General features: G+C 56.2%; 15 protein-coding genes. 2 read left to right on the forward strand and 13 right to left on the reverse strand.

Going from position 1 to position 26,204, the window contains the following annotated elements; genetic code table 11:
- Positions 1–127 precede the first annotated feature (127 nt).
- The 10 genes from R70331_RS23495 to R70331_RS23540 all read right to left on the reverse strand — a co-directional run bounded on the left by R70331_RS23495 (position 128) and on the right by R70331_RS23540 (position 19,742).
- Complete coding sequence (locus R70331_RS23495; RefSeq protein WP_042179702.1) at positions 128–2,521, reverse strand: GH36-type glycosyl hydrolase domain-containing protein; 2,394 nt, start codon at positions 2,519–2,521, stop codon at positions 128–130.
- 31 nt (positions 2,522–2,552) lie between these two features.
- The gene (locus R70331_RS23500) at positions 2,553–6,932 is read right to left on the reverse strand and encodes a glycoside hydrolase family 2 protein (protein WP_042179705.1); all 4,380 of its coding nucleotides are present in this window, start codon (positions 6,930–6,932) and stop codon (positions 2,553–2,555) included.
- Complete coding sequence (locus R70331_RS23505; RefSeq protein ID WP_042179707.1) at positions 6,925–7,608, reverse strand: hypothetical protein; 684 nt, start codon at positions 7,606–7,608, stop codon at positions 6,925–6,927. Before R70331_RS23505 ends, R70331_RS23500 begins: the two co-directional genes overlap by 8 nt.
- Positions 7,609–8,477: 869 nt before the next feature.
- The gene (locus R70331_RS23510; protein ID WP_042179709.1) at positions 8,478–8,684 is read right to left on the reverse strand and encodes a hypothetical protein; all 207 of its coding nucleotides are present in this window, start codon (positions 8,682–8,684) and stop codon (positions 8,478–8,480) included.
- A 39-nt stretch (positions 8,685–8,723) separates the two neighbouring features.
- Complete coding sequence (locus R70331_RS23515; protein ID WP_042179711.1) at positions 8,724–12,500, reverse strand: Ig-like domain-containing protein; 3,777 nt, start codon at positions 12,498–12,500, stop codon at positions 8,724–8,726.
- 355 nt (positions 12,501–12,855) lie between these two features.
- Entirely contained in the window at positions 12,856–14,403 is a 1,548-nt protein-coding gene (locus tag R70331_RS23520) for an ABC transporter substrate-binding protein (protein WP_042179713.1), read from the reverse strand.
- Between the two features lie 36 nt (positions 14,404–14,439).
- Positions 14,440–15,348 (reverse strand): carbohydrate ABC transporter permease, encoded by a 909-nt coding sequence (locus R70331_RS23525; protein WP_042179715.1) that lies wholly within the window; start codon positions 15,346–15,348, stop codon positions 14,440–14,442.
- Entirely contained in the window at positions 15,342–16,328 is a 987-nt protein-coding gene (locus R70331_RS23530) for an ABC transporter permease (RefSeq protein ID WP_042179717.1), read from the reverse strand. Before R70331_RS23530 ends, R70331_RS23525 begins: the two co-directional genes overlap by 7 nt.
- Before the next feature lie 249 nt (positions 16,329–16,577).
- On the reverse strand, positions 16,578–18,914 hold the full coding sequence (locus tag R70331_RS23535; RefSeq protein WP_042179719.1) for a helix-turn-helix domain-containing protein: 2,337 nt from the start codon (positions 18,912–18,914) through the stop codon (positions 16,578–16,580).
- A 111-nt stretch (positions 18,915–19,025) separates the two neighbouring features.
- Complete coding sequence (locus R70331_RS23540) at positions 19,026–19,742, reverse strand: GDSL-type esterase/lipase family protein (RefSeq protein WP_052419183.1); 717 nt, start codon at positions 19,740–19,742, stop codon at positions 19,026–19,028.
- Between the two features lie 130 nt (positions 19,743–19,872).
- Between R70331_RS23540 and R70331_RS23545 the strand changes: the two genes are divergently transcribed.
- On the forward strand, positions 19,873–20,751 hold the full coding sequence (locus R70331_RS23545; protein WP_052419184.1) for a helix-turn-helix domain-containing protein: 879 nt from the start codon (positions 19,873–19,875) through the stop codon (positions 20,749–20,751).
- Here the strand turns inward: R70331_RS23545 and R70331_RS23550 are convergent, their stop codons facing one another.
- Positions 20,752–21,657, reverse strand: coding sequence for an AraC family transcriptional regulator (locus tag R70331_RS23550; RefSeq protein ID WP_042179721.1), 906 nt, complete (start codon positions 21,655–21,657; stop codon positions 20,752–20,754).
- A 132-nt stretch (positions 21,658–21,789) separates the two neighbouring features.
- Here R70331_RS23550 and R70331_RS23555 point away from each other — a divergent pair, with 132 nt between their 5' ends.
- Positions 21,790–23,775 (forward strand): beta-galactosidase trimerization domain-containing protein, encoded by a 1,986-nt coding sequence (locus tag R70331_RS23555; RefSeq protein WP_042179723.1) that lies wholly within the window; start codon positions 21,790–21,792, stop codon positions 23,773–23,775.
- 447 nt (positions 23,776–24,222) lie between these two features.
- Here R70331_RS23555 and R70331_RS23560 read toward each other — a convergent pair whose 3' ends face one another.
- Positions 24,223–25,017 carry an SDR family NAD(P)-dependent oxidoreductase gene (locus R70331_RS23560; protein WP_042179725.1) on the reverse strand — a complete coding sequence of 265 codons (795 nt, stop codon included), beginning with the start codon at positions 25,015–25,017 and terminating at the stop codon, positions 24,223–24,225.
- A gap of 111 nt (positions 25,018–25,128) precedes the next feature.
- On the reverse strand, positions 25,129–26,160 hold the full coding sequence (locus R70331_RS23565) for a helix-turn-helix transcriptional regulator (RefSeq protein WP_042179727.1): 1,032 nt from the start codon (positions 26,158–26,160) through the stop codon (positions 25,129–25,131).
- Positions 26,161–26,204: the final 44 nt, after the last annotated feature.

A 26,204-nucleotide genomic window follows, 5' to 3' on the forward strand; every position in this document is an offset into this window, starting at 1 on the left:
TGCTTAAGGACGGTGGATGTGCCTATTACTCCTGAAGGAAGTAGAGTAAAAGGTATTTAATGAACGCTGGCGCAGTCGGGTATGTTTAACACCGAATATAGTCCGCCTAATGAGAAGCCTATTTTTTCTACAGAACGACTTCGACCTTGACGGATGAGCGTCCGGTATATGCGGGAAGAATGTTACCTTCTATGGGCTCGCCGTCAACGGTAATGCTTTTAACACCTTTGCAGACCTTATTAGCATTGGTAACAGTAATATCATAAACGCAGCCCCGGAAACGCCGCTTGACCGTAAACCCTTCCCAGTCCGCCGGAATGCACGGGTCGATGGACAGACCATTCAAAACCGGCTTTACCCCGAGAATATACTGGGTAACGGCCAAGTACATCCAGGCAGCAGTACCGGTCAGCCACGATACATTAGCCAATCCGAACTTGTCGGACTCCGGTCCGAACAGGTTGGAAGCATAGACGTAAGGCTCGGCTTTATAGCGCCACAAGCCCGCTTTGTCCATGGCAACATTCGGCAGCAGCTGACGGTAATATTTATAAGCCAGATCCCCGCGGCCCAGCAGGCATTCCGCGATAATCGCCCAGGTGTTAGCGTGGCAGAAAACCGCTCCGTTCTCTCCTGTTCCCTTGTTGTAATTGGTCAGAGGGTCGGCAGGATCAGGGAAGGTGGTGATGGACGGGTGGATTTTTTTGATGCCGAGCTCGGTGTCCAGCATATCACGCACACTGTCCATCGCCTGCAGCCCCTTATCCGCGTCTGCCATACCGGAGATGGTGGCCCAGGTCTGGGCGTTGAGCCAGATTTTGGCCTCGTCATGTTCATCGCTGCCGAGGAACCGGCCGTCATCCATGATCGCCCGGCGGAACCAGCGGCCGTCCCAGCCGATGCTGTTGACCAGCTCACGCTGGCGCTCATACATCTCCTCATACCGGGCGGCATCTTCCGCATGCCCGGCTGCCGCAGCAAGATCAGTCATCCGCAGCAGCACGGTTCCGAACTGCATCGACGTCCAGATGCTCTCACCCCGACCCTCGCGGCAGACCCGGAACAGCTGGTCATTCCAGTCCGAGCGCAGCATCAGCGGAAAGCCGCGGGAGCCCAGCTGTGAGGCCGTAAAATCGATGGCTGCCCGCAAATGCTCATACACCGTACCCTCACCGCCGTCATAATAAGGCACATTTGCCTGCAGGAATGCAGCATCCCCTGTCTCCGCCAGCAGGTCCCAGGCCGAAAGCGCCGTCCATAGATGATCATCCGAGTGAATGCTAGTTACCGGCTCCCAGCCCTCGTTCGGGAAGAAGTAATGGTTCACATGCCCGTCCCTGTACTGCTGGCCGAGCAGCAGCTTCAGCTTGTCAAAAGCAAGCTCCGTATCAAAGGGCACCACCGAGAGTATATCCTGAGCCGTATCCCGGTAGCCTACCCCGCGGAACGTTCCGGTGGCGTAAAAGGAAATATTGCGTGAAAATAAAAAGTTACGGTGCGCCTGATACGGATTCCAGATGTTGATCATCCGTTCGGCATCCTGATCCGGCAGCCTGCTCTCCCAGGCGCCTAAGTAGTCTGACCAGTTCTCTTTTAGCGCCTGGAAGGAGGCTTCTACAAAGCCCTTTTCCCTGGAATGGAATATTACCCGCGATACCTCCGCCTCATCTGCTGCCGTACCGAGAAACACATTAATCGTCCGGCACTCTCCCGGCTGAAGCGTAACACTGAACTGCAGCACGCCGCACGGGTCGCCGCCCAGCAGCGTTGATCCTGTACAGCCTCCATTTTCGATTGCCGCCGGATTGGTTTCACTGCGGTAGCTGCCGATGAACTCCTCGCGGTCACCGTCATAGCCGGCAAGCGGCGTATCCGCAGCCAGATAGACAAGCGGCGTCTCCTCAGGCTTCGGCTGGTTCTCTACCCCGTACCGGTAGACCAGCGCCTCAGCCTCATGATACTGCACGGACACCTGATGCTTGTTGTAGCACTGCCACTGCAGCTCACGCATAAATTCCATCATCCCGAATTCGGCGTAGGCGTAGACCTTCAGCTCTCTCGCTTCGGTCCCTTCATTGGTCAAGGTCAGATTCCAGATCAGCGAATTCTCATGCGGTCCGACAAAATACACCGTCCGGGCCGCGATACCGCCGCGCTTTGCCTCAAAGCGGGTGTAGCCCATTCCGTGGGCGCTTTTCCATTCCTCGGGCTTATCCAGGGCAGGCTCGCTTGTTGGGCACCAGTAGCTGCCTGTCATGGCATCCTGCACATAAATATACGGGCCGGAACGGTCCATCGGCAGATGGAAGAAACGGTAGCGTGTAATCCGCCAGATCTGGGGCGACTTATAAAAAGCCACGCCGCCGCCGGCATGTGACAGCATCGTATGGAAGGTTCCGTTCGACAGATAGTTCATCCACGGCGTCGGCATGTCATGCCGCTTGAATTCGATCTCTTTTTCATCGTCCCTGAAGGTATAGTATGCTTTCGGGTCGTTATTTCTGGTAAGCTCCGCATTCACCGGGCTTCAGCTCCTTTGTGATGTTATGGGATTATTTCGGTTCGACCTCATCCAGGGTCAGACGGTATTCAAGACCCTTCATATAGGTGCCGTCCAGATTTAAAAAGGTCAGGCCAAACGCCAGGTCTCCGCCTGTTCCCTGCAGGATGGCGATCAGCCGGTTGAGCCCGGTCTGCAGCGTAAGCTCCCGTTCGGGCTCAGCTGCAAGCTCACCGTTCAGGTAAATTTCATAGGGTACGTCCGTGTTGATCCGCAGCCGGCCCGGGTATTGGCGAGCGGCTTCCCCTGCCTTTTCTGGGACATCCACAAAACAGCTCAGAAACCAGCGGTTATTCCCTGCATTTGCTATGCGCAGGGTACCGTCACCGGGGCGGCGCTCTTTTTTCTGCATCCAGCCGTACAGGCCCTCGCCCAGGTTATTTAATGAGAATTCCGGGTCGATATAGTACGCCTTCATCTCTTCATAATGAATGTGGGGCAGGCATGGCAGGGCCATCATCGTTTCCACAGCCCATTCCCCGTCTCCCTTCACGCTGTCCAGCAGGCCGTCATCAAAGGACGCGCCCAGATTGGCCAGCAGCCGGGTATACAGGCGGACCGCCTTGTCATTGCCGGGATCAGATAGCAGCTGTGAGCAGATGACTGAACCTTCGCCAAGCTTGACTTCAGCCATAAACGTTCCTGCAGGACGGGCCCTTCTGCGGTTCAGCTCCACCAGCGCGAGCCGGCTGTATTCAGCCGTGTAGCCATGCACAAAGTAGTCCTTCCAGGCTGTTCCCTCAACGCTTGTGCATAATGCGTCCGCACCGGCAATGTCCAGACTATGCGCAGCCAGCACATGGTTCCTGACCTCGCGCGGCGATAGAAACACCTTGTCGAAGCCGAACAGGTCGACAGGGCTGAACCCCTGCACGGCGGCGTAATCATATTCCGCCGCCAGGTGGTACGCCTCGCGCGGCTGTACGCGCACGGGCCGGTCCAGCAGGCTGCCGAGCGCCGCCTGCTGCCCTGGCTCGGCCGGCAGCAGCACCAGCTGCCCGCCGGCCTCGGCGTAGTGCCGGAGCGCCGCGGCTGTGCCCGGCGCTTCAAGCATGCAGGCTTCGGCTATAATTAGGCCGAAGTCCTGCAGGTTCTGGCGCGCCGCTGTGCCAGGCGCGCCAGGCAATGCCGGCGCTGGGGCCTCCAGCGCCGTATACCGCAGCCGCAGCCCCGCCAGGAGGGCTCCGGCTTCCCCGCCGGCGCGGACCAGCGCGGCGGCGGACCCCTCGGGGCGCGCCAGCGGCGCCCCGGGGAGGGGCTGGCCTGCGCCGGCGGGGCCCCCGGCGTAGGCCAGCAGGTTCCGCAGCAGCAGGCAGGCCTGCGGGATCTGCTCCAGATTGGCCATCAGCTCCAGCTGATTGGCCAGGAGCAGGCCCGCTCCGCTGCGGTATTCCAGGAGCGGCGTCCACAGATCGCCGCCGTCGCCGAAATCGCCCGAGCTGCATTCCAGCAGCAGGGTGAAATCGCCCGTCACCGGCTTCTCGAAGGCCGCGCGGATGATCGGCAGCGGCCCTTCTTCACGCAGCTCCGCATGCCAGAACATAAGGCTGCTGTCGTCGAAGCCCTCCAGCACCGGATGCCGATAGCTGCCGGCATGGGCGCGGAGGAACGGCCGCCGCGAGAGCGGCAGCCTGCCGGGCGACAAGCTGCTCTGCTCCAGCAGCAGCACCCGGCCGCCCCGCGCGGCGAAGGCCTGCAGCCCGGCCTCAAGCGTGCCGTCCGCATCCTCCGCATAGCTGCCGATAACCAGCAGCGAACCGGATGCAAGGCCGGCCACCTCAGCGGAGTCCACCCGCTTACAGCGTGGAACAAGCCTGCTGATATAGGATAAATCACGGTCCGCTCCGTAATAAGCAGCCTGCCGCCGCAGGTTCACCGGCTGCTTCAGCAGGCTTGCGGACACTATTGTATATTCAAGACGCAGCTCATGTACTTGCTGTCCGCCATGGAATAGCAGAGCAGTCAGCTCTGCCTGCTCCCCGTCAACAGCCGGCAGAGGCGTCCACTCCAGCCCGATAACCTTATGTTCAGCAGGCCGCTGAACGAACTGGAAGGTCTGCTCATGGATTTTCTTGCCGCCCTGGCGGATTACGGCCTCAACCCGGACATCCTGACCTGAATACGTATCGTTATAGACATCAAAACTGCGGACAACCGGCTTATCATCATAAAACCAGCTGTTGTATTCAGCTGCCATAATCGTTACGGGCTTGAAAGCTTCAGCCATAATGGCAAAGGCCGGGTTGGGAAGATACAGCGGATAATCCTCAGGCAGCATGCCGTTGTTAATGGTCAGTGAGTATGCAGGAATGCGCTTAGGCTTCACTCCTGGTATGGCCGGATCGGCAAGCGGCAGTACCAGTTCCCGTTCTGGCATCGCCCGCATGAAATAATGGGCGAAATTAAAGGTGGAGATGCCTGACACCCCTTGCCGTCTGGCATACTCCACAAACAGCCGCTCCTTCTGGGCCAGCCCCGCAGTGCTCTCATCCGTTCCCCGGTAGACTTCAAGGCCGGTGTACATGCTGCTGTTCTGCGGGCTGATATACCACCAGCCGCCGTGCTCCCCGAAGGTCAGCGGAGCCGTCCGGTCCCACTGGCTGATGGTTCCGTCGATATTATAGTGACGGCTCTCCACCTCCGTATGCTCCTTGGACAGCAGCCGGTTGTCTCCATCGGCGATGATCAGCCGGGTAGGATCAAGCCTGCGGATCTCCTCCATCAGACCGGGCATGTGCAGCTTGAAGCCGTCCCGCCCGTCTACCCAGCGCATTTCATTCTGCAGGCTCCAGAGGATAACGGACGGATGGTTTTTGTCGCGCTGCACCAGCCGCCGCACATGCTTCCGGCAGTTCTCCACATATGCCGGATGGTCAGCCAGCATCGATTTGCCCGAACCGTAAATCGCTGTCTCGTCAACAATCAGCATGCCTTCCTCATCGGCAATCCGCAGATAATCAGCCGGATAAGGCTCGGCATGCAGCCGGATGCTGTTGATGCCAACGCTCCGGCAGATCCGGTACCAGTTGCGGATATAAGCCTCTGTCATCTGCAGCCCGCCCTGAAAATGCCAGGAGTCACCACGCAGATTGACCGGAATGCCGTTCAGCATAAACTGCGGCCCTTCGCTCCAGAATTCGCGAAAACCAAAATCTTCAGTATGACGGTCAATAACCATATCGCCCTCCAGAAGCTCCAGCACCGCAGTGTAGAGAAACGGCTGATCCGGACTCCACAGTCTGGCACTGTCCCAATCCAAGTGGAAGGAGGCGCAGTATACCGCTCCATCCGGGGCATTCTCGCATAGCCTAAGCTTCTCGGCAGATGCGGCAGCTACCGGCTCAGCAATACCTTCTGCTGACAGGACCGGTCCGGAAGATATAGGGGCTGCACCGCCTGGTTCTCCCGGATCAGACAGCCCTATCGCACCGGTTCCATCAGGAACCGCAGCAACTCCCGGTACTCCCCCGATTATTCTAAGCACCCTCTGTTCTTTCAGCTCTTCCTGCTCTTCCTGCTCTTCTTGTTCTTCCGTCTTTCTCAACTCTTCTTCCAACTCTTTTAGCTCTTCCGATTTTTCCAGCTCTTTAAGCCCTTCCGGCTCCCCAGTATCCTCATCTATTCCCCGTACATCCGGCCCATCCGCTCCATCTTCACCCCGCCGCAGCACACCCTTCTCCCAGATGCTCAGCCTTACCCTTAACGGACCCCGGCCAGCGATGGCCGCTTCTGTCCCGGCTGCCAGCGCCTGAACCTCTAACCGTCCTTCCCTGACAGAAGTGCGGATTGTTACATCCTCCAGCGCAAGCACAGGATAGCCTTCCAGATACACGTCCTGCCAAATGCCCCTGCTGATTCTGCCGTACCAGGAGCCCATCAGTCCTGTGATCTTGGACGTTCCATTCGGCAGGAGGACCGTATCAAAGCTGCTGCACACCACATGCAGCTGATGCTCCCGCCCTTGCTCCACCATCGAAGTGATGTCGAGCCTGAGCGGCAGATAGCCGTCTTCCCATAGGCCGGCTTCCTGGCCGTCTATATAGATGACCGCTTTCTGCATAATACCGTCCAGCCGCAGCACGATCCGCTGGCCCGCCATACTCTCCGGAACCCGGAAGCAGCGGTGCAGCACTCCTGCCTCCGCGGCATCCCACTCCTCCGGGTAACCGTACAGGTCAAACGGTGCATAATCATATTCCGGGATTTTCCCGAAGGTTTTGCCGTCCGGCTGCGGATAGGTCCGCCTCCAGCTGGAGGGTACCAGCACCTTACATTCTTCGTACACGATGGTTTCCGGCAGGCTGCGGCATTGCTGCTGATCGTACAGGGGCATGAAATCCCACTCCCCGTTCAGGCAAAATAAATTACACATGCCGCACCCCCTGCTTTCCGCTCAGAGCGCGCAGCTCAAGCAGCAGCTCCATGTTCTTCCACAGCTCCTGCCCCGCCGGGGCACCCTCCCATTTCATAAAATGCGGCTCCATCACTTCCGCCCAGTTATCGGGACGCAGCGAGGTTTTCAGCTTTCCTTCATATGGCGCAGCCTCCCGGGTGTCGGGCTGCTCGGCATAAAAAAACAGCACATTCTCATGCAGCCCGATAATCCCGTACTTATCCCCGTCCCCCGGCCGCTCCTCCTGATATTGATAATGGTAGTAAATATAGCTCGCCGCCGCTTCCGGCTTTAGCATAGCCAGGCGGCCATAGGGCCTGCCAGCAGCGTTCCGCCGCTGCCAATGCTCCGCTGAGATAGGCTGCTGATAATGAAAAATATCGGTCAACGATGCCCAGCGCCGTCCCGGCTCCCCTCCCGGCCAGACTTCGAGCCGCTGTGAGGCATCCGGCAGCAGCTGCTCCGGTGTAACCGGCTCTGCCAGGCATTCATAATACAGAAACAGCTGTTTACCGGCGGCAAACAGGCTCAAATGATCTACGCGCAGACGTACCATCGCTTCTTTAAATGAAGCAATGAGCTCACCGCTCCCGAAAAAAGCAGCAGCCTCCTTCTCTTCCCCGAGCCATTCGGCCCTATACAAACAGCGCTTCATGCTGCACCTCCTAAACGTTGTGTTCTCTTTCATGTTACCGCATACAACCCTGCATCGCCTTGACGATACTGCCCTTGTTTAGCATGATAACGACATCCACTACTGAAGTTTTACCGGGACAATTCAGCGCCTGGCCGCTCGTTGTTAATCGCACTTTCTTCAAATTTATGTACCTTGATATGTTCGTAAATCCTGCAAATTGTCAGAGGTATCCGATATGTCAAAATGTACAATATTCTTGCCGTTGTTTCGGCCCACATTCAGCCTCGGCAGCCTAATTCAACGGGATTTCTACCGTTAATTCCGCCCGCTCTAGCCCGAATAGCCCATTTCAACGGGATTTCTACCGTTAATTCGGCCCGCTCCAGCCTCGGCAGCCCATTTCAACGGGATTTCTACCGTTGATTCAGCCCGCTCTAGCCCGAATAGCCCATTTCAACGGGATTTCTACCGTTAATTCGGCCCGCTCCAGCCTCGGCAGCCCATTTCAACGGGATTTCTACCGTTGATTCCGCCCACTCCAGCCCGAATAGCCCATTTCAACGGGATTTCTACCGTTGATTCGGCCCGCTCTAGCCTCGGCAGCCTAATTCAACGGGATTTCTACCGTTGATTCAGCCCGCTCTAGCCCGAATAGCCCTTTTCAACGGGATTTCTACCGTTGATTCCGCCCACTCCAGCCTCGGCAGCCCATTTCAACGGGATTTCTGCCGTTGATTCCAACCACTCCAGCCCGAATAGCCCATTTCAACGGGATTTCTACCGTTGATTCCGCCCACTCCAGCCTCGGCAGCCCATTTCAACGGGATTTCTACCGTTGATTCCGCCCACTCCAGCCTCGGCAGCCCATTTCAACGGGATTTCTACCGTTAATTCCGCCCACTCCAGCCTCGGCAGCCCATTTCAACGGGATTTCTACCGTTAATTCCGCCCGCTCTAGCCTCGGCAGTCCATTTCAACGGGATTTCTACCGTTGATTCGGTCACTCTTCCCGGGTCTGCCCGCTCCTTCTCGATTCTGCTCCTTCTCCCGGGTCTGCCCTTCTCTCCCAGCTCCTCCTGCTCTCCAGAAACCAAAAGCCCTCCCCGCAGGGAGGGCTCACCAGCCTCAACTACTCAAGGCATAACCGAGAACACAATGTCGTCAAACAGCATATACTCGAAGCCGCTGGTGTAGAAGCCGACCTTGCCCGAAGGCCGGTGGCCCGGATCGCTGCCGGTCAGTCTTAGCGCGCCGTCTACATATACGCTGATATCGCCGTCCTTGGCCGTCAGCTTCACCGTATATTCCGTATCCGGCTGCAGGTCATGACCCGGCAGGACGGACTCGGTCAGCTTCAGCCAGGCTGTATTGTACAGGATCCAGGCCGAGGTGCCGTCAGCCCGGGTACGGTAGCCGATCCGGGTTGAGCCGGAGCTGTCCTGACGGTCAAAGAGATACAGAATCCCGTTATCCGGCATCACGGACGGTGTCTTCAGCGTGAACCCCAGCTGGTAGGACGTAAAGCTGCGCTCAAGCAGCGCAGTAGCCCCGTTCAGCAGCTTGTAGCGCCGGTTCCCGTCCGGGTCGGCTGAGATGCTGCGGTTGGGGTCAACCGGCCAGCCATTGCCGCCGTTCTCAAAGGTAGTCTCATGCATGATATTGGAGACAGTTACGGCAATGTCAGCCTTAATCAGCGGATTTACGGCCGATACAGCTGTAATTACTGTACTTCCTTCGTATACAGCACTGACGACTCCAGTCTGATCCACGGCAGCTACAGCCGGGTTGGCCGACTGCCAGGTAACTTCAGTGTCAGGCGTATCCGAAGGATCAAAGGACAAATGCAGCTGCTGCTGTTCCCCGGCGGCAAGCCGTACCTCCCTCTCTGCCGGAATGATTCCGGCCAGCTCCGTGGTCGGGGCCTTGAACTGAATGTCATCGAATAGCATGTGGCTGACATTATTGACATAGAAGCCGACCTTCCCCGCCGCATTATGTCCGGGGTCATTGCCCTTCAGGCGGAATTCCCCATCCAGGTAGAGGCTGATGTCTCCGCCTTTTACTAGCATTTTGACGTTATATTCCGTATTCGGCAGCAGGTCATGCCCCGGCAGCTTCACTTCCTTCAGCACCGTCCAGGCTGAGTTGTAGAGCAGCCAAGCCGAGCTGCCGTCAGCCCTTGTCTTATAACCGATCCGGCTGGAGCCGCTGCCGGCCTGCCGGTCAAACACATACAGGGTCACATTGTCGCCCAGCACCGCCGGCGTTTTCAGCCGGAAGCTCAGCTCATATTCGGAGAAGCTTTTGGAGCTGAGTGAAGAAGCCCCGTTCAGCACCTTGTACCAGCGGTTTGCGCCGATTTTCTCGATGCTGCGGTAGGCGTCCTGGCTCCAGCCATTCGCCCCCGACTCGAAATCGGTGTAATCCATTACGCCGTCGCCCGCCTCCACAGTCACGCTAACCTGGGCTGTAAGCAGCGGATTCTCCGCTGAAGCCACCGTAATCACCGTGCTGCCGACTGCAGCGCCGGTAACAACACCAGCTCCATCTACAGTTGCGATCCCCGGATCAGCAGAGGTAAAGGTCAGCGCAGGATGATCCGCATTCCACGGCAGGACTGCCGTGCGCAGCTTGACTGTTTTCCAGCGGTCTACGGTAATGGCCTGGTCATAAACCACTACCTCCTGTACCGGATAGCTGTCCGGTCCTGCGGTTGTCCCGGCTGTGCCATTGATGCCGATGTCGGCAAACGGAATGTCCGGGAAACCGGGAATGGCATTAAACACCTCTGCATCCGGACGCAGGGACAGATCCCCGCCGGCCAGATCGGTGAAGCCCGGGTCTGCTGTGGTCACCCAGTTATCTGCATATTGCACGAGGCCGAATTTGTCATATGCCCCGTACACATTGGTTGTTACACTGCGCGTTACCACCGGATTGTAAATGACATTCCTCTGGAACGTGTTGGTTTCAGGATAATAACGGTTTTCCGTGAAAAAGTCCGCCAGCTCGGGATACTTCGCCATGTACGGCGTACCCGTAAAATTGTTGTTCGCTGCGAACAGCGCCTGCCACTTCGGCATGTAATTTAACGGCACCTGGTCATCCGGCTCGTCGCCGAGGTACAGGTCGGCATAATCGTACGGAATTTTGCTGTCGATAAAAATATTGTTCCGGGTCTGGATATGCGCGCCGCCATTATTTTTAATAGCCGAATTGCCCATTTTGTAGAAAATATTCTCGTCAATCGTCAGCCCCATCGTGAAGTTGTCGGGATAGACGCCCTCTACCCCCGCCTTGCTCTCCCCGATGTTATGGAAGTAGTTCCGCTTAATGACGGTGCCCCGCTCATGGGGCTGTTCGCCCGCATTCATGTAGATCGCACCGAGGTCGGAGAAGGTGGTGCATACATCATAAATCTCGTTGTAGTCCACGGTATGGTCATTGCCGAAGATCAGCACGCCAGGATGGGGCGCGTCATGCAGCTCGTTATGCGACATGCGGTTGCCGACACCGGACAGCAGAACCCCCGGATTATAGGCTTTGTGGTAATAAGCAAAATCATGGATATGCGAGTTCTCCACGGCGTTGTTTCCCGGCTGCAGTGTTGTTTTGTTGCCGCCTGTCAGCGTAACGGCCGTGCCGCCGATATGGTGGATATGGGTGCTGATAATGTCGTGATCCGTTCCGGGTGCGCCTTCAAAGTTGTTATAGTAGAAACGGCTCTGCGTATTGATCAGCACGCCGCTGTTGGTGAAATTGCGGATCTCGCTGTTCAGGATACGCATATGGCTGCCGCCCATGAATACCGCAGCCGAATCGCGGCCGTTCTCCAGCACCAGCTCCGAGAAGTCGATATAAGAGGCGTTGAGCGCGTTGATCATCGGTGTCTTGAGCATGGTGACTTCAATATCCGGGTCTGCTGAAGCCGCAAAGCCGGCATTGGGCAGGAAATAGAGCTTGCCCGCAGTGCGGTCGATGTAATACTCGCCGGGCATGTCAATCTCTTCAAGCAGATTTTGCGCAAAATGGAAATCCGGATACCAGTTCTTGAACAGCCCGCTCATCTCCCCGTAACGGAGGGTAATCGTTTTGGCGGCTGTGTCGATAGAGGCAATTTTGTTGTACGACCATTCCCAGCTGTAGCCAAAAATCCCGTCCAGCCAGATATCCTCCGCCTGTGTCCAGTACTGGGGCCGGTCATACGTGTAGGTAAAGGTGCCACCGCGCGTGTGAACCTCCCCGTTCGGATCGCGCCGCGTCGGACCCGGATCAATAATTTCATCCATCTGGACAGTGGATTCGTTCGGCCAGCGGGCCAGCGTCATCCCTTCCCCGGCCACATACAGCTCCATCGGCGGTACCTCGCTCAGATCATTCGCCAGATAATAGCCGTGGCGGCTGAGCTGGCCGTAATCGGTAATCCCCAGCGCTGCCAGATCGGCAGCCAGCACCTTAGTTCTCGCCTCCGGGCTGATAATACGGCTGAGTATAGAGGAATCCGTAACCGGCACGAACGCAGACTTGGCCAGATGCCTGGAGCCGGATAACGTTACGGACTCTCCCGGATAAGCCGTATAAATGATGGGCTTGTCTGCTTCACCTGAATCCTGCTGGCGCAGCTCGAAGCTTGTGGTCCGTTCATAACGCCCTTCGCGCAGCATGACCGTAACCCCGCCCTCCGGCAGCCCGTCCTCCGCTTTCAGCGTACGGATGGCGTCACGCGCTTTTTCCAGCGTCAGAAACGGGGCATTCAGCGTCCCACCATTGGAATCGCTTCCATTTGTAGCTACATACAATGTCATTCCAGGGTTTGTGCCTTCCGCCGACACAGAAGACGTTACGGCCGGAACGGTAATCGTCATGAACAGCAGACCAGCCATAAGTGCTGCAAGCAACCTTTTTTTCACCAAAGCTCCTCTTCCTTTCGGATTAAAATAAGACGGCCTTGCCAGTATACTTGAATGGGCAAAGCCGTCATTGAGCAGCAGGTTTCTCCGGTATTGCAGTGTATATAGATTGAACTTATAAATTTCGATTTGGGATTAGCCGTGACTCCAGAGAATGTTTGGACTTCCGGCCGCTGCCCTTCTGCAGATTTCTTGATTTATACGTTTTAACAGTTGAAATCCGCAGACAGCTTATGCTTCCGTAGCGAGCTTTTCTGCGAAAAGCTTTCAGGCGGTCGCTATCGCTCCTACAGTTCCAAAATTCCCCTCCGCCACTTTTCCCCTTAATTTCGCTTTAAGTTCAATCTCTCTAGTCTTACTTCTTCAAGCCTTTGTCCTTCAGGAACTGCTCGAATTGCTTCGTTACTTCCGCCACGTACTTCTCTTCGCCGGCTTCCTTCAGCTTGCCGTACAGCACAGGCCAGGTTTCTTCGAAATCCAGTGTGCCTGTAACCAGCCCGCGCTTATATTCGCCCCATACGGCGTTCAGGTTAGCGATCTCCGTATTGACCGGCTCGGAATTGAACTTGAAGGCGCCGACAGGATTAACCTCGGAATCGGAATTGATCTTCTTGGTCTCTTCCCAGACATTCTCCGGCTGCCCTTCCTTCAGGTAGGAATTGAAGACGCTACCAAAAACCCAGTCCATATTCGGCATATAACGCGAATCCGGCAGTGCCTTGATGTAATCGCCTGTTGTCTTCTCATAGTGGACTCCGGCTACGCCATTGCAGAGCAGATTGTACAGGTCCTTGTCGGTATTCACCAGATTCAGCAGCATCATGGCCCGCTCAGGGTTCGCAGCCGTGCGGCTGATCGACTGGTTTGTGGTTGCCGAATACCCGTTGGAGAACCAGTCACTGAGGGGAACTGTAATGACCTCGTTGCCGCCGTTTTTGGCTTTCACCTCCGCTTCAACACCCGGCTTGAGCGTAACGTTGAAATCAACAGCAATCTGGCCTTTAGTGAGATAATCGTTCATTTTTTCCGTAGCAGCATCTTTGTAGATATAGCCTTCCTTATACCATTTGCTGGCCAGCCGGAAATTGTCGAGCTCCTCTTCCGGGTAACGGTGCAGCGTATAGCTTGGATCATCGGTTTTGATATAGAAATGGTCATCCAGACCCGGAACTACCCAGTACTGATCATCATGCGACTGCGGATTAATAAAGGAGGTGCCGAATACGCCGAATGGAATAATGTCCGGCTCGTTCTGCTTGATCTGGGCCAGGAACGGCTCGATATCGGCGAGCTTTTTGATGGAAGCGGTATCAAGATTGTACTTGTCGGCAAAACGCTTCTGGATAATGAACCCGTAACGCGATCCGTTAATCTGCTGATTCGGAATACCGTAAATCTCCCCGTCTACCGAGAGACCATCCCACATCACCTGCGGCACATCGGCCTTCAGCTCAGGGGCATATTGCTCCAGCAGATCATCCATCGGCTGAATGGCGCCTTTGCGGACCAGCTCCTCCGGCTTCAGCATGTACCCGGTCCAGAGAATGTCGAACTTCTCGCCTGCAGCCAGCACCGTGTTCATCTTCTGCACATAGTCCCCGACAGCGACCGGCATCAGCTTGACTGTGGCATTGATTTTTCCCTTCACAATCTTGTTGACTTCCTCCTGCACCTTGGCCTGGTCGGCCTGCAGCTGTGACAGCGGATAATACCAGGTCAGCTCGACCGGCTTCAGCTCCTCTGTACCCGAATCCGTAGCCGGAGCCGCTGTCTGTGCGCCTTCCGTGGCAGTGCCCCCTGCACTGTTCCCGTTGTTTCCATTGTTGCCGTTACCGCCGCAGGCGCTAAGCACCGATGCTGCCAGCAATACGAGCGCCAGAACTCCAAACAGCCTTTTTTTCATGTGTGTGACCTCCTGTACTTTGTACATGATTGTATGTTAACCCTTTAGGGAGCCAACCGTAAGCCCTTTGACAAAAAACCGCTGGAAAAACGGGAAGATCACCAGCATCGGACCGCCGGCCAGCACCGCAATCGCCATCCGCGCCGAGCTGTTCGGGAAGCTGGACAAATCAATGCCGAGCTGTCCGGTAAACTCTGAATTGGTTGTGAGAAACTCAATACTGTTGAGCGTCCGGACCAGCAGCAGCTGCAGCGGCACCTTATTCGGATCATCGATGTAGAGCATCGCGTTAAACCATTCGTTCCAGTAGGTGAAGGAAATCAGCAGACCGAGTGTCGCCAGCGCCGGAGTGGAGAGCGGCAGAATGATCCGGAAAAAGATGCGGAACTCCCGCGCCCCGTCGATTTTGGCCGATTCAATGATCTCCAGCGGAATCTTGGACATGAACCCTTTCATGACCATGATGTTGAACGGCGACAGGAGAATCGGCAGAATCAGTGCCCACAGACTGTCCTTCAGATGCAGATATTGCGTAATGAGGATGTAGGAGGGAACAAGCCCGCCGCTGAACAGCATCGTAAAGAACACATAAAAGGTGGTCACCCGGTTATACCGGTAATCCTGCCGGGAAATGACGTAAGCGGTCATTGCAGTCAGCAGCAGGCCTAACAGCGCTCCGGCTATGGTTATGGTGATGGTCACCCCGTAAGCACGGAACAGGATATCCGGGGCATCCAGCAGATAGCGGTAGGCGTCCAGACTGAATGTTTCCGGGATGAACTGGTATCCGTTGGCAGTCAGCGACTTTTCATCCGTGAGAGACACGGCCACAACTAGGAGAAACGGCAGAATCACCACAAGCGAGAGTACCGTAAACAGCAGGTTAATAAACAGTTTGGAGAATTCGAATTTTTTTCGGGCCACTGTCTGGCACCTCCTTACCATAGAGAGTTATCGGGATCGACCTTGCGCACAATGCCGTTGGCCGTCAGCACCAGCACCAGACCGACAACCGACTGGTAGAAGCCTGTAGCCGCAGACATGCTCACATTGCCGACTTCACGCAGCGCACGGTACACATAAGTATCAATTATATCTGTAGAGCCGTAGAGAAAGCCTGAATTGTTCGGGATAAAATAGTGCAGGCCGAAGTCGCCGCGGAACATGTTGCCGATGGACAGGATCAGCATAATGATGATGATCGGAGCCATGAGCGGAATGGTGATTTTGAACGCCATCTGCCGTTTGGTTGCCCCGTCGATCCGCGCCGCCTCGTAATATTCACTGTTAATGCCAATAATGCCGGCAAAATAAATCAGCGTGTTGAAGCCTACTACCTTCCATAATTGCACCAGGATGAGAATGACCGGCCACGGGGCGGCATTCTGGTACCAGCTGACCGGATCAAGCCCGAACGATTCCAGCGTACGGTTGATGAAGCCGTCGGAATGGTTCAGAAAGGCGTAAGCGACATATCCGACCAGCACCCACGACAGAAAATGGGGCAGAAACAGCGCCGTCTGGTAGAACTTGCTTACCTTGGCCTTGATTTCATTCATCAGGATCGCCAGCAGCAGCGCTGCAGAGGTCCCCACCAGGATATAAGCGGTATTATAAAGAACGGTGTTGCGGGTAATCCGCCATGCTGTATCGGTGGTGAACAAATAACGGAAATTATCCAGCCCTACCCACTTGCTGCCGAAGATGCCCAGATCATAGCGGTAGTTTTTGAAGGCGATAATCAGGCCGATCATGGGAATATAGGCAAAAATCAATTTGTACAAAATCCCCGGCAGGGATAGCAGAAACAGCTCACGGTTGTTCTTAAAATGATGCAGCTCTCTTCCGGCCCATGATTTCCTGCGTTTTCCCGGCGGCGCACCCGCATTCGCCCCCTGCCCGGTGAGTGAAATGTTCTTCTGCATAACCAAAGCCCCTTCCTTTCTTCGTTAACGGCTGCCTGTGTGTCAGGCTTTGCATGGCCTTAGAATAGCGCAGCAGCAAGCATATTCGGTACTGTACAATCGCAAGAATGCTGTAAATCCGGGCTGTACAGTTCCCTGATTCCTGTTCCGGGCAGAGGCGTGCTGCGGCTGTGCGGCAAAAGGCCAAAAAGGCCCGCTGAATGAAAAAATCTCACTCGCGGGCCCGGCATTCTGTACATTACAGTTGCGCTATTTGCTGCGGTCAATTGCTGATTTCAGGCGGTATTCCTTCGGGGTCGTCCCGTAGCGGCGTTTGAACAGCCGGTAAAAATAGCTTTCGTTGCCGAAGCCGACCTTCTCCATAATCTCTGTCACGGTCAAATCCTTCTGCTCCAGGTAGTCCCTGGCATAGGCCAGGCGCGCCGCATTGATCTGGTCAACAACTGTTATGCCCTCCTGCGCCTTGAACACCTGGCCCAGATAAACGGAGCTCATCTTCAGCATGTCGGCGATCCGCTGCACATTGAGGTCGGGGTCGGCATAGTGCCGGCCGATAATCTCCTTCACGGTCTCAGCCAGAAGGCGGCTCTTGTCCTCGCGCCCGCTCCGCCGCTGTTCTGCCACCTCGCGCACGACCTCCAGCAGGACGGCCTCAATTTCATCAAGCGTTTCTTTCTCCAGTATCCGCCGGTTAATGGCCTGCAGGTTGACGGATACCGGATTAACGTTATGGCTGTTCATCTCACCCAGCGTGTTGCTCAGCGTGACCGCCAGATGCAGCACCGCCGAGAACATATTCTCGTAGCTGAAGCCGCCGAGCAGCTCCCGCCAGCTGCGGATCGCCTGCTCCGTCTCCTGCAGATCGCCGCCCTTCAGCCCCTCGGTCAGCTGGCGCTCCAGCTCCTGCGGGATGCGCAGCGTCTCATTCTGTTCATTCTTCAGCAGCTGCTCCGGCTCAAGCACCGCCCCCTTGCCGTAAATCATCCGGTAATTGGAGTGGCGGACTGCCAGATTATAATGCCGGGTGAGGCTGCGGTAGTCTGTGAACACCTCACTGAGCGTAACTGTAAAGGTAATGCGGTAATAAGCCTGAACGGTTTGCTGAAGCGCTCTGAATTTCTCGTTCAGCTGCTCCAGCGTCCCTGTTCCAGGGCTTCCGTCTGCCGCAGCTGCTCCGCTTCCGGCGATAAAGACGAGATGCCCGCTTTTCATATCTACAGCCTCGCACGAGCCGTTCTGGCGCAGCAGCTCCTGGCCGATATTGGCAATGGCAAAATACAGCAGGGACTCCATCGCAGCACCCTGGCCGGCGGCAAGGCCCTGAAGATCGTCAATCTGCACCAGGGCCAGCCGCAGCGGAGCCGGATAAGCAATATCTATGCCATACTGCTCCCTGATCTGCAGGAATGCGCGCTCGTCTACACTCCCGCTTGCCCCTACCAGGCTGCGCAGCTGGTATACCTTGGCGATATTCGACTGTGAGGCCCGTTCCTGCTCAAGCCCCTTCAGCTTGCCGATCATCTCGGTCACATTAGCCGCAATCAGCGACAGCTCATCCTGGCCCTGCGGGGCACCGCGTTCATTCTGCGGCACCAGCGTCAGCAGCTGGCCCACCGGCTTATACAGCCGCAGCGAAAAGAAAACGGACAGCATGACCGCAAGCAGAACCACAGACAGCGTGACCGCCACCTCAGTCCACTTCATCTGCCGCACGCTGCCCAGCACTACATCATAATCCTGCAGGCTGACAATCTGCCAGTTATTCAGCGCCTTGCTTAAATAAGTGACCTTGTATTTCCGGTCTTCATGATTATAGATAAAGGAATCCACCGGCTTATCCGACGGTGTGAGCCGCGGCAGCAGGTCCTGCTTAATGTTAAGCCCTGCGGGCAGCAGCCCGTCGGTCGAAATCAGCACCTCGCCTTCGCTGTCGGTAATGAACAGCACATCATTTTGCCGCTCCGCGACCAGATTAAGCGCTTTCACATTATCCAGCATCCAGTCCGGCTTCACCGTCAGAATCAGCACATTGTCATTAATGGAGCCCAGCGCCTCCCCGTCGTAGAGAAAGAAGGCAAATACGTCGATTCCGTCGTTCTTGCCGTCAAGATCCAGGGGAATCAGCTGCAGCTTCGGCAGATCGGACCTTGAAGCCATATAGCTCTCCAAAGCTCCATACAGGGTACTGTTATTGATGTTATGGTTAAGGGACGAGAAGAACCGCTGCTGGGCACCGTTATAAAAGACTGCGGCGTGCAGATACGGCGATGAGGCAACGGTATGATTCAGACGTTCAATTTTGAGAATACTCTGCCTGTAATCTGCACCTGACTTCAGCGCGAGCAGCTCTTCGTCGTTGTACAGCGATACGGCCAGATCCCTCACGATGCCGTTCATATTCTCAACGTTATAGTTGATCTGGGTCAGCAGCTTCCGGTCAGCTTCATTCTGCAGGCTGAGCACCCGGCTGCGGGCACTGGCATTCAAAAAAAGCGAGGCAACAGCAAGTGTGGCAACCACCAGCATAAAGCTGAGCAAAATCCGCTGCAGATACTTGCGTGACCGGATCGTCTGGAGTACATTCATGGGTTCACTCCCCCTGCGCTTAGGTGACCTAACTATAATCCCGGCTGATTTTGCCTGTCAATCGGCCCTTTGGGGCACCTTCTGTTATTCCCGGTATGCATCCTGCCATGGTCACGGCTCTGTACCAAAGAGCTCCTGTAAAAGCGTGTGCGCTATAACCCGGTGGCCCGGGGCATCCGGATGAATCCCGTCACCGTAACGGTAAGCAGCGTTAAGCGACCTCTCCTGCCTGATGTGCTGCAGCAGCGGCGTGCGCAGGTCGATGACCTGATCAGCCGGACAGCCCCCGGATAACAGCCAGTCCGCGTAATGCTCCAGCACCCGGTCGTAATCCCTGTAGGGCGCAAGATAACTGAAATCGTCCGCCTCCGCCGGCAGCAGCAGGCCGTTCATGGAAAGGGCATCGAACGGCGGCGGGGTCAGCAGGACCACGCTGGCTCCGGCTTCATGGATTTGTGCGCTCAGCCGCCTCATTCCGTCCTGATAGGCCGCAAACCGATCGGCAGAGAAAGGATGGTAGATCCCGTCATTCATCCCGTAGCAGGCAACGACTACATCCGGGGAGGCTTCGGCAAGCTCCTCTGTGAGCCGTTCATGGATACATGGACGCGGGAACGGATGTGCCGCCTCGCTGAGTCCCGAGGCTGTCTCGCTCGGCACTCCCCGTGCCGTCAGCCGGACTCCTGAGTGCGGCTGGTGCATCTTCAGCCCTTCTCCGGCCAGCCGGATATATTGACCGTCAGCCGTGATGCTGTCCCCAAGAAACAGGACGTGCGGCTGCACGGAATTGTGGTTCTCCGTTTTTTTAGCCGTGAATAAAGGCAGCATGCTTTCCCCTCCTGACTAGTACGCCAAGGGGTATAGCTTCCCTTAACGGCGGTTTGCCCGCAACCTAATGGTAGCGCCGCCCGCCCGTTTCCGCCTTGACGATATCGCCCTTCCTTAGCATAATATTGCCATGACAACCAAATTATTAGCGCAGGACATCGGACTTGAGCCCGGTTTTACCTTTCGGATCCAGAAATGTCCGCTGAACCATGATTATTATGTACACAGCCATGACTTCTCTGAGCTGGTCGTCATTCTGTCGGGAAGCGCCGTGCATATCATCGAGGGGAGAGAGTATCCGGTTACGGCCGGCCAGGTTTTTCTGATTCACAGCGGTGTTTCCCATGGTTACAAGCATGTCGAGGACATTGAGTATGTGAACGTGATGTTTCAGCCCGAGGAGCTGCTGCAGCAGTCTGAGCTCAGACTGCTGCCCGGATTTCAGGCCTTGTTCTACATCGAGCCCTTTTACCGCCAGGAGATGTATTTCAGGGGCATGCTTTCGCTGGATGCAGGGCAGCTCATGGAGGCTACACGGCTGCTTGATCTCATTCTCAGTGAGCATGAGCGACAGGAGGACGGCTACCGGCTGATGGTCCGCACCTATTTTACCGCGCTGGTAGGTATGCTCTCCCGTTATTATCAGAACAGCAGCGGCCGCGAGGACAACAAGGCGCTGCGGATCGGTGAGGCGGTTACCTATATCGAGGAGCATTTCCTTCAGCCGGTTACCCTGCAATCCATGGCAGATATGGCTTATATGTCAACCCGCCAGTTTCTGAGGGTCTTTACCAGGAACTACAAAACCACGCCCATGGACTATGTCATCCGCAAGCGGCTGGATTATTCCTGCACGCTGCTGCGGAATCCGGATCTTCCCGTATCCAGGGTGGCCATGGACAGCGGCTTCCATGACCAGAACTATTACGCCCGCCAGTTCCGCAAATTATATAACTGCACGCCAACCGAATACCGTGAACGGATCAGCGGCTCCGGGGAGCAGGGATAATCACTCCCTGCCCTCTCCGGCGGCGGCGGCTTCATCCCGCAGGCGCTGCCGCCGCCGGTAGGCTGCTGGAGTCATGCCGAATCTTGCGCTGAACAGCCGGGTCAGGTAATTCACATCACGGATGCCTATCCGTTCAGCAATATCAGATACGCTGAGTACAGTACCGCTGAGCAGCTTCTTGGCTTCCTCCAGCCGCCGCTGCAGCACATACTGCAGCGGCGTTGTGCCGATATGCTGCTTCATGCACCGCGTAATATAATCCGCCTGAAAATGGAGCTCCTCCTGCAGCCCCGTTACCTGAAACGGCTCCTTCCAATGCCTGTCGAGATAAGCCGCCGCTGCCCGGGCCAGCCGGACCGCCGGCTCCGGCAGCGCCGTGCGGGCGCATTCCGCCTGAAGCGCCGCCATCAGCTCAGCCAGGAGAACGTGGAGCCGCAGGGCATTTTCGGCATTCAGCCGGCTGTGAATCTCGTTCATCTCATCCAGAATCGGCTCCAGCGACTCTACGTCTACGGCAGCAAATTTCGGCATGTACAGCCGCTGCTGCGCAGAGGGCTCCTCATCCTCAACCGTTCCTTTGGCCAGCAGTGCAGACCAGGGAATCTCCTCCTGCCGGATATAGGACGGCTTCCCCTCATGAATGAAGTGCACCCAGTAAATCTCCGTATCCTCTTCACAGACCCGGTAGCCCTCGTGCGGCAGCCCTGCCTCAAGCACCAGCAGCTTACCCGGACCGATCGCATATTCCTTTCCCTGTTCAGCCATATACATCGTTCCGCGCTTAACCAGCAGCAGATCATATACCCCGAAGGTACGGGCAAAATGCCGGTCACCCGGCGACCAGACGGCCAGCCCCACCGTGACGAATTTTGGCAGCGGCGGGATCGTAAATTCCAGACAGAGCACCTTATCCCCTCCTGTATTGAAGTCGGTTTTGTGCTAGTTCAAGTCTATAATATCACTGGTAGCGCTTGCAGAAAAGAGGTACATTGACTGGGAATCGCTTTATATCCAAATTCTATAAGGGGCTGTTCACCTATGCGTTTCCGTCAGGTTCATCTCGACTTTCATACCTCCGAGGCCATTCCCGGCATCGGAAAGGATTTCAGTAAAGCCCAGTTCCAGTCCATGCTGCGTGCGGGTCATGTTGATTCCATCACCGTGTTCTCCAAATGCCATCACGGCTGGGCCTACCATCCCAGTGAAGCCAATGAGATTCACCCGCATCTTGAGTTCGATCTGCTGGGGGAGATGATTGAGGCTGCCCACGAAATCGGCGTCCGCACACCGGTGTATCTGTCTGCCGGCCTTGATGAAAAGCTGGCCCGCCGCCATCCTGAGTGGCTTATCCGCGACGCGGAGGACCGTACGCGCTGGGTGAAGGATTTCATGACGCCCGGCTATCACGAATTCTGCCTGGGCACGCCTTATCTGGATATTCTGCTGGCCCAGCTTCATGAAGTGGTCAGCCGTTATGACGCGGACGGCATCTTCCTCGACATCGTCGGTGCCCGCAAATGCCGCTGCCAGTACTGCGTCGCCGCCCTGCTTGCAGAGGGCAAGGACCCGCGTGACGAAGATGCCGTCGTCTGCCTCGGCGAGCAAACTTACCTCAACTATGCACGCCGCGTCCGCGAGACCATCGACGCCGTGAAGCCCGGCCTGCCGGTCTATCACAACAACGGCCATCAGCAGCGGGGCCGGCGTGACCTCGTCCATGTCAACACCCATCTCGAGCTGGAATCGCTCCCCACGGGAGGCTGGGGCTACGACCATTTCCCGCTGTCCGCCCGTTATGCCCAGCCGCTCGGCCTGGAATTTCTCGGCATGACCGGCAAATTCCATACCTCCTGGGGCGAATTCGGCGGCTACAAGCATCCGAACGCGCTCCGCTATGAAGCCGCGCTCAGCCTCGCCCACGGCGCCAAATGCTCAATCGGCGACCAGCTTCACCCGTCCGGCCTGATGGATGAAGCCACTTATGCCCTGATCGGAGCCGCCTATGCCGAGGTCGAGGAGAAGGAGCCGTGGTGCAGCGGCGTTACCTCCGTCGCCGACATCGCCGTCCTGTCCCTGGAGGCGGCGCGCGAAGCCTGTCCCGGCGGCCAGGCGCTAAAGGGCGCGCGCAATCAGGCCGATGCCGGGGCAGTGCGTATCCTGACCGAAGGCCATTATCTGTATGACATCGTCGATACAGATAGTGACTGGTCAGCCTACAAGGTGCTGGTGCTGCCGGATGAGGTGCCGGTGTGGCCGGAGTTGGGGGCAGCTATTGCCGCCTTTACAGCCGCAGGGGGCAAGGTGCTGGCTACAGGCAGGTCCGGCCTGAACCCGGCCGGGGATGCTTTTGCGCTGGAGCTGGGAGTGAGCTGGCTGGGAACGAATACGTACCGTCCGTCCTATTTCCATCCGCACTTCACCCCCGGTGCGCTGCAGCCCGCTTCCTTTGTCATGTATGGCGAGGGGCAGCTGGTGGAGTTGAGCGGCGGTAACACACTGGGCCATCTGGAGAATCCGTATTTCAACCGCGATGTCTTCACCTTCTGCTCGCACCAGCACACACCGGGTGCCCGCGAGGACAACGGGCCGGCTATGGTCGAAAATGATAGCGGAATCTACATCGCCTGGGATGTATTCAGCGAATATGCAGACGGCGGCCACCTCATTCTGAAGGAGATGGTGCTCTATGCGCTGTCCCGGCTGCTGCCGCAGCCTGTCCTCAGCACCAGCCTCCCGGCGCGGGGCATCGCCACCCTGCAGTATCAGCAGGCTGAGCGCCGCTATGTGAACCATCTGCTCTATGCGGCTCCGGCGCTGAAGGGCCGCATCGAGGTAATCGAGGACATCGTGCCGCTGCAGGATGTCTCCGTCAGTCTGCGGCTCCCGTCCGCTGCAGCCGTCAAGCGGGTCTACCTGGCCCCGGCGATGAGTGAGCTGCCGTTCACGGCAGACCAGGACGGCGGAATTACGTACACTGTCCCGCATCTTGAGAATCACCAGATGGCTGTGATCGAGCTAGCTTAGGGGAGCACAGGGATTACACTGCAGCACAAGCTATCCTCTCCTTGCATGCAAAAAGCAGCAGCCCGAGACTAAATAGTCTAAGGCTGCTGCTTTTGCTTACTATGTGTTTCTAATATCACCCGGAGGAGGATGCTCCCAGCAACATTTAGTTTGATTTTCGCCACCTAATTCTCTCATTCCACCGAATCTGCAGCGATTAGTTGTAAAAACGCCAGTTAAATCGGGCAATTTACCGCTCCACCAGCATTTCCGGCGAAATTAAGTAACCTTTTTCCAGCTAGATGTCCGTTATCAGCGTTTACCGGAGAATTAACTGACTATTTTCCAGTTAATCTGCTGAGCATTTCCTGCTTATCAGTCCCCGCAGAGAATATTAACGGGAAACCTGCCGGATGATCTGCCTATTTGCCGCACATTCACTCTATACGTACACTCTATCCTGATCCCTTAATAAATCGTCGGCACCATTCCCCCGTCCATCCGGACAGCCGAGCCTCTGAACGCCGCTCCATAAGGGCTGCAGATAAAAGCCGCCAGCTTCCCGATCTCAGATGGTCTGATAAAGCGCTGAAGCTCCGACTGCGGCAGGTTCCCCGCCATGAATTTCTTTTCTTTTTCCTCGAAGGGGATATTGTCAGCGGCGTAGATTCCCTCAATGATCTGCTGCACATTTTCAGACAGTGTCGGTCCCGGCATGATTGTGTTGACTGTCACTTCGGTCCCTGCGGTCAATCTGGACAAGCTTCTGGAAAGGGAGAGCAGCGCCGATTTGGTCACTGCATATTGCGGCATCTGGCCTGAAGGCATGACCGCCTCCTCGCTCGCAATAAAGATTACGCGGCCATTGTTATTTTCCAGCATTTTTGGCAGATAGAATCTGCATAATGCGTTAGCGGCAAGCACATTCGTACGGAAATACTTTTCCCAGATTTCATCGGTTGCGTCGGCATAGCGCATGATTTCATAGATGCCCATATTGTTCACCAGAATGTCCACCTGCGGGTATTGTTCAAACAAGGCTTCTCTCTGTGTAATATCTATAAGGTCTGCAGCAGCAGCCTGCGGAGAAGTGGCAGGAAAGGCCCGGCGGATCTCGTCCACAGTCCGTTCTGCTTCCTCCCGGCTTCTGCTGTTAATCAGTACATTCACGCCTTCTCCTGCCAGTTCCAGGGCAACCGCTTTGCCGATTCCCTTCGTTGATCCTGTTACTAAGGCCGTTTTTCCCTGCAAATTCATATCCATAGCGCATGTCTCCCCAATGATGTCATTCAGAACCTCAAGCATAGCCTTGCGTTCCGTCAGGGATAATCATACTTTACCGGGAATGCCGGGTAACTAGCCTGCCGTGCCAATCTACTTGCAGAACACGCCATCTTCCTGCTGAACCGTATGCTCCAGACGCCAGCGGGCCGGCGTAGCCCCTTCCCATATCCTGAATGCCCGGTAAAAAGAATTCTGATCCTCATAGCCGACCAGACAGGCGACTTCTTTAATTTCGAGCGAAGGATCAGACAGGTACTCTCTAGCCTGCTCATGCCTGGCCTGCGTCAGCAGCTGCTTGAAGCTTGCCCCTTCCTCTCTAAGCCGGCGCTGCAGCGTCCGGTCACTCATGTTGAGCTCCCGGGCCACAGCCTGGATATCATAATGTCCGCCCATGAGGCTCCGCCTGATGATCCATTTTACCGTCTCTGCAACAGTGGGGCTGCCCTGCTGCTCATTCAACGTCCGGTCCAGAGCGGGTGTCAGTATAGCCAGCAGTTCTTCATTATAGGTGGTAAAAGGAAGGTCCAGGTCGCTGCGCCGCAGAATGAGCCGGTTCCTTCCCGTTCCGGTCTGGACAATACACCCGAAATACGCCTCCAGCGCTGCTACATCAACAGCCGGATGTGAGAACTCCACTGCGCGGGCTTTTATAGCCTGTCCTGTCCCCCTCCGGCCCAGCTCCAGAAGATATGCCAGCGTAACGCCGACCAGAATCTGCGGGACGGGTACCTCTGAATGCTGCCACTCCAGCCCGATAATACAGTCTGCACCTTCCTCCGCAATATTCAGCCTCTCGGGCGGGCACATTTGTTTATATCTGGCCATGCGGTGAAGCGCATCGCGGTAATCACGGGCATGATATGTAGCCAGCACATCCGGCGGATAATGTACCGTTTCAAAAGACGTTACAAGTCCGGTGATCCCCTCCGCAATATCCGGAGCCAGCGCTTCAAAAGCCTGCCAGACCGCAAAATACTCTGCAGCACTAACCTTAGGCTCTTTAATGATCGAAAGCGGAAGCCGGGCTTGCCGGGCTATCTCTGCGGGGGCAATTCCCAATTGCTGTACCCCGGACCAGAAGCCAAACGGGAATTTTATATATTTTGCGGAATTCAGCATCATACGGGATTCTCCTTATACAGCATTGCTATGCGGGCTTTTACACA

This window comes from Paenibacillus sp. FSL R7-0331 (assembly GCF_000758645.1).
In the GTDB taxonomy this organism is placed as follows: Bacteria; Bacillota; Bacilli; order Paenibacillales; family Paenibacillaceae; genus Paenibacillus_AQ; species Paenibacillus_AQ camerounensis.

Coding starts and splice junctions, on each gene's coding strand:
- R70331_RS23500 (WP_042179705.1), bottom strand. CDS start 6,932: ATGTGTAATTTATTTTGCCTGAACGGGGAGTGGGATTTCATGCCCCTG.
- R70331_RS23505 (WP_042179707.1), bottom strand. CDS start 7,608: ATGAAGCGCTGTTTGTATAGGGCCGAATGGCTCGGGGAAGAGAAGGAG.
- R70331_RS23520 (WP_042179713.1), bottom strand. CDS start 14,403: ATGAAAAAAAGGCTGTTTGGAGTTCTGGCGCTCGTATTGCTGGCAGCA.
- R70331_RS23525 (WP_042179715.1), bottom strand. CDS start 15,348: ATGGTAAGGAGGTGCCAGACAGTGGCCCGAAAAAAATTCGAATTCTCC.
- R70331_RS23530 (WP_042179717.1), bottom strand. CDS start 16,328: ATGCAGAAGAACATTTCACTCACCGGGCAGGGGGCGAATGCGGGTGCG.
- R70331_RS23535 (WP_042179719.1), bottom strand. CDS start 18,914: ATGAATGTACTCCAGACGATCCGGTCACGCAAGTATCTGCAGCGGATT.
- R70331_RS23540 (WP_052419183.1), bottom strand. CDS start 19,742: ATGCTGCCTTTATTCACGGCTAAAAAAACGGAGAACCACAATTCCGTG.
- R70331_RS23545 (WP_052419184.1), top strand. CDS start 19,873: ATGACAACCAAATTATTAGCGCAGGACATCGGACTTGAGCCCGGTTTT.
- R70331_RS23555 (WP_042179723.1), top strand. CDS start 21,790: ATGCGTTTCCGTCAGGTTCATCTCGACTTTCATACCTCCGAGGCCATT.
- R70331_RS23560 (WP_042179725.1), bottom strand. CDS start 25,017: ATGGATATGAATTTGCAGGGAAAAACGGCCTTAGTAACAGGATCAACG.
- R70331_RS23565 (WP_042179727.1), bottom strand. CDS start 26,160: ATGATGCTGAATTCCGCAAAATATATAAAATTCCCGTTTGGCTTCTGG.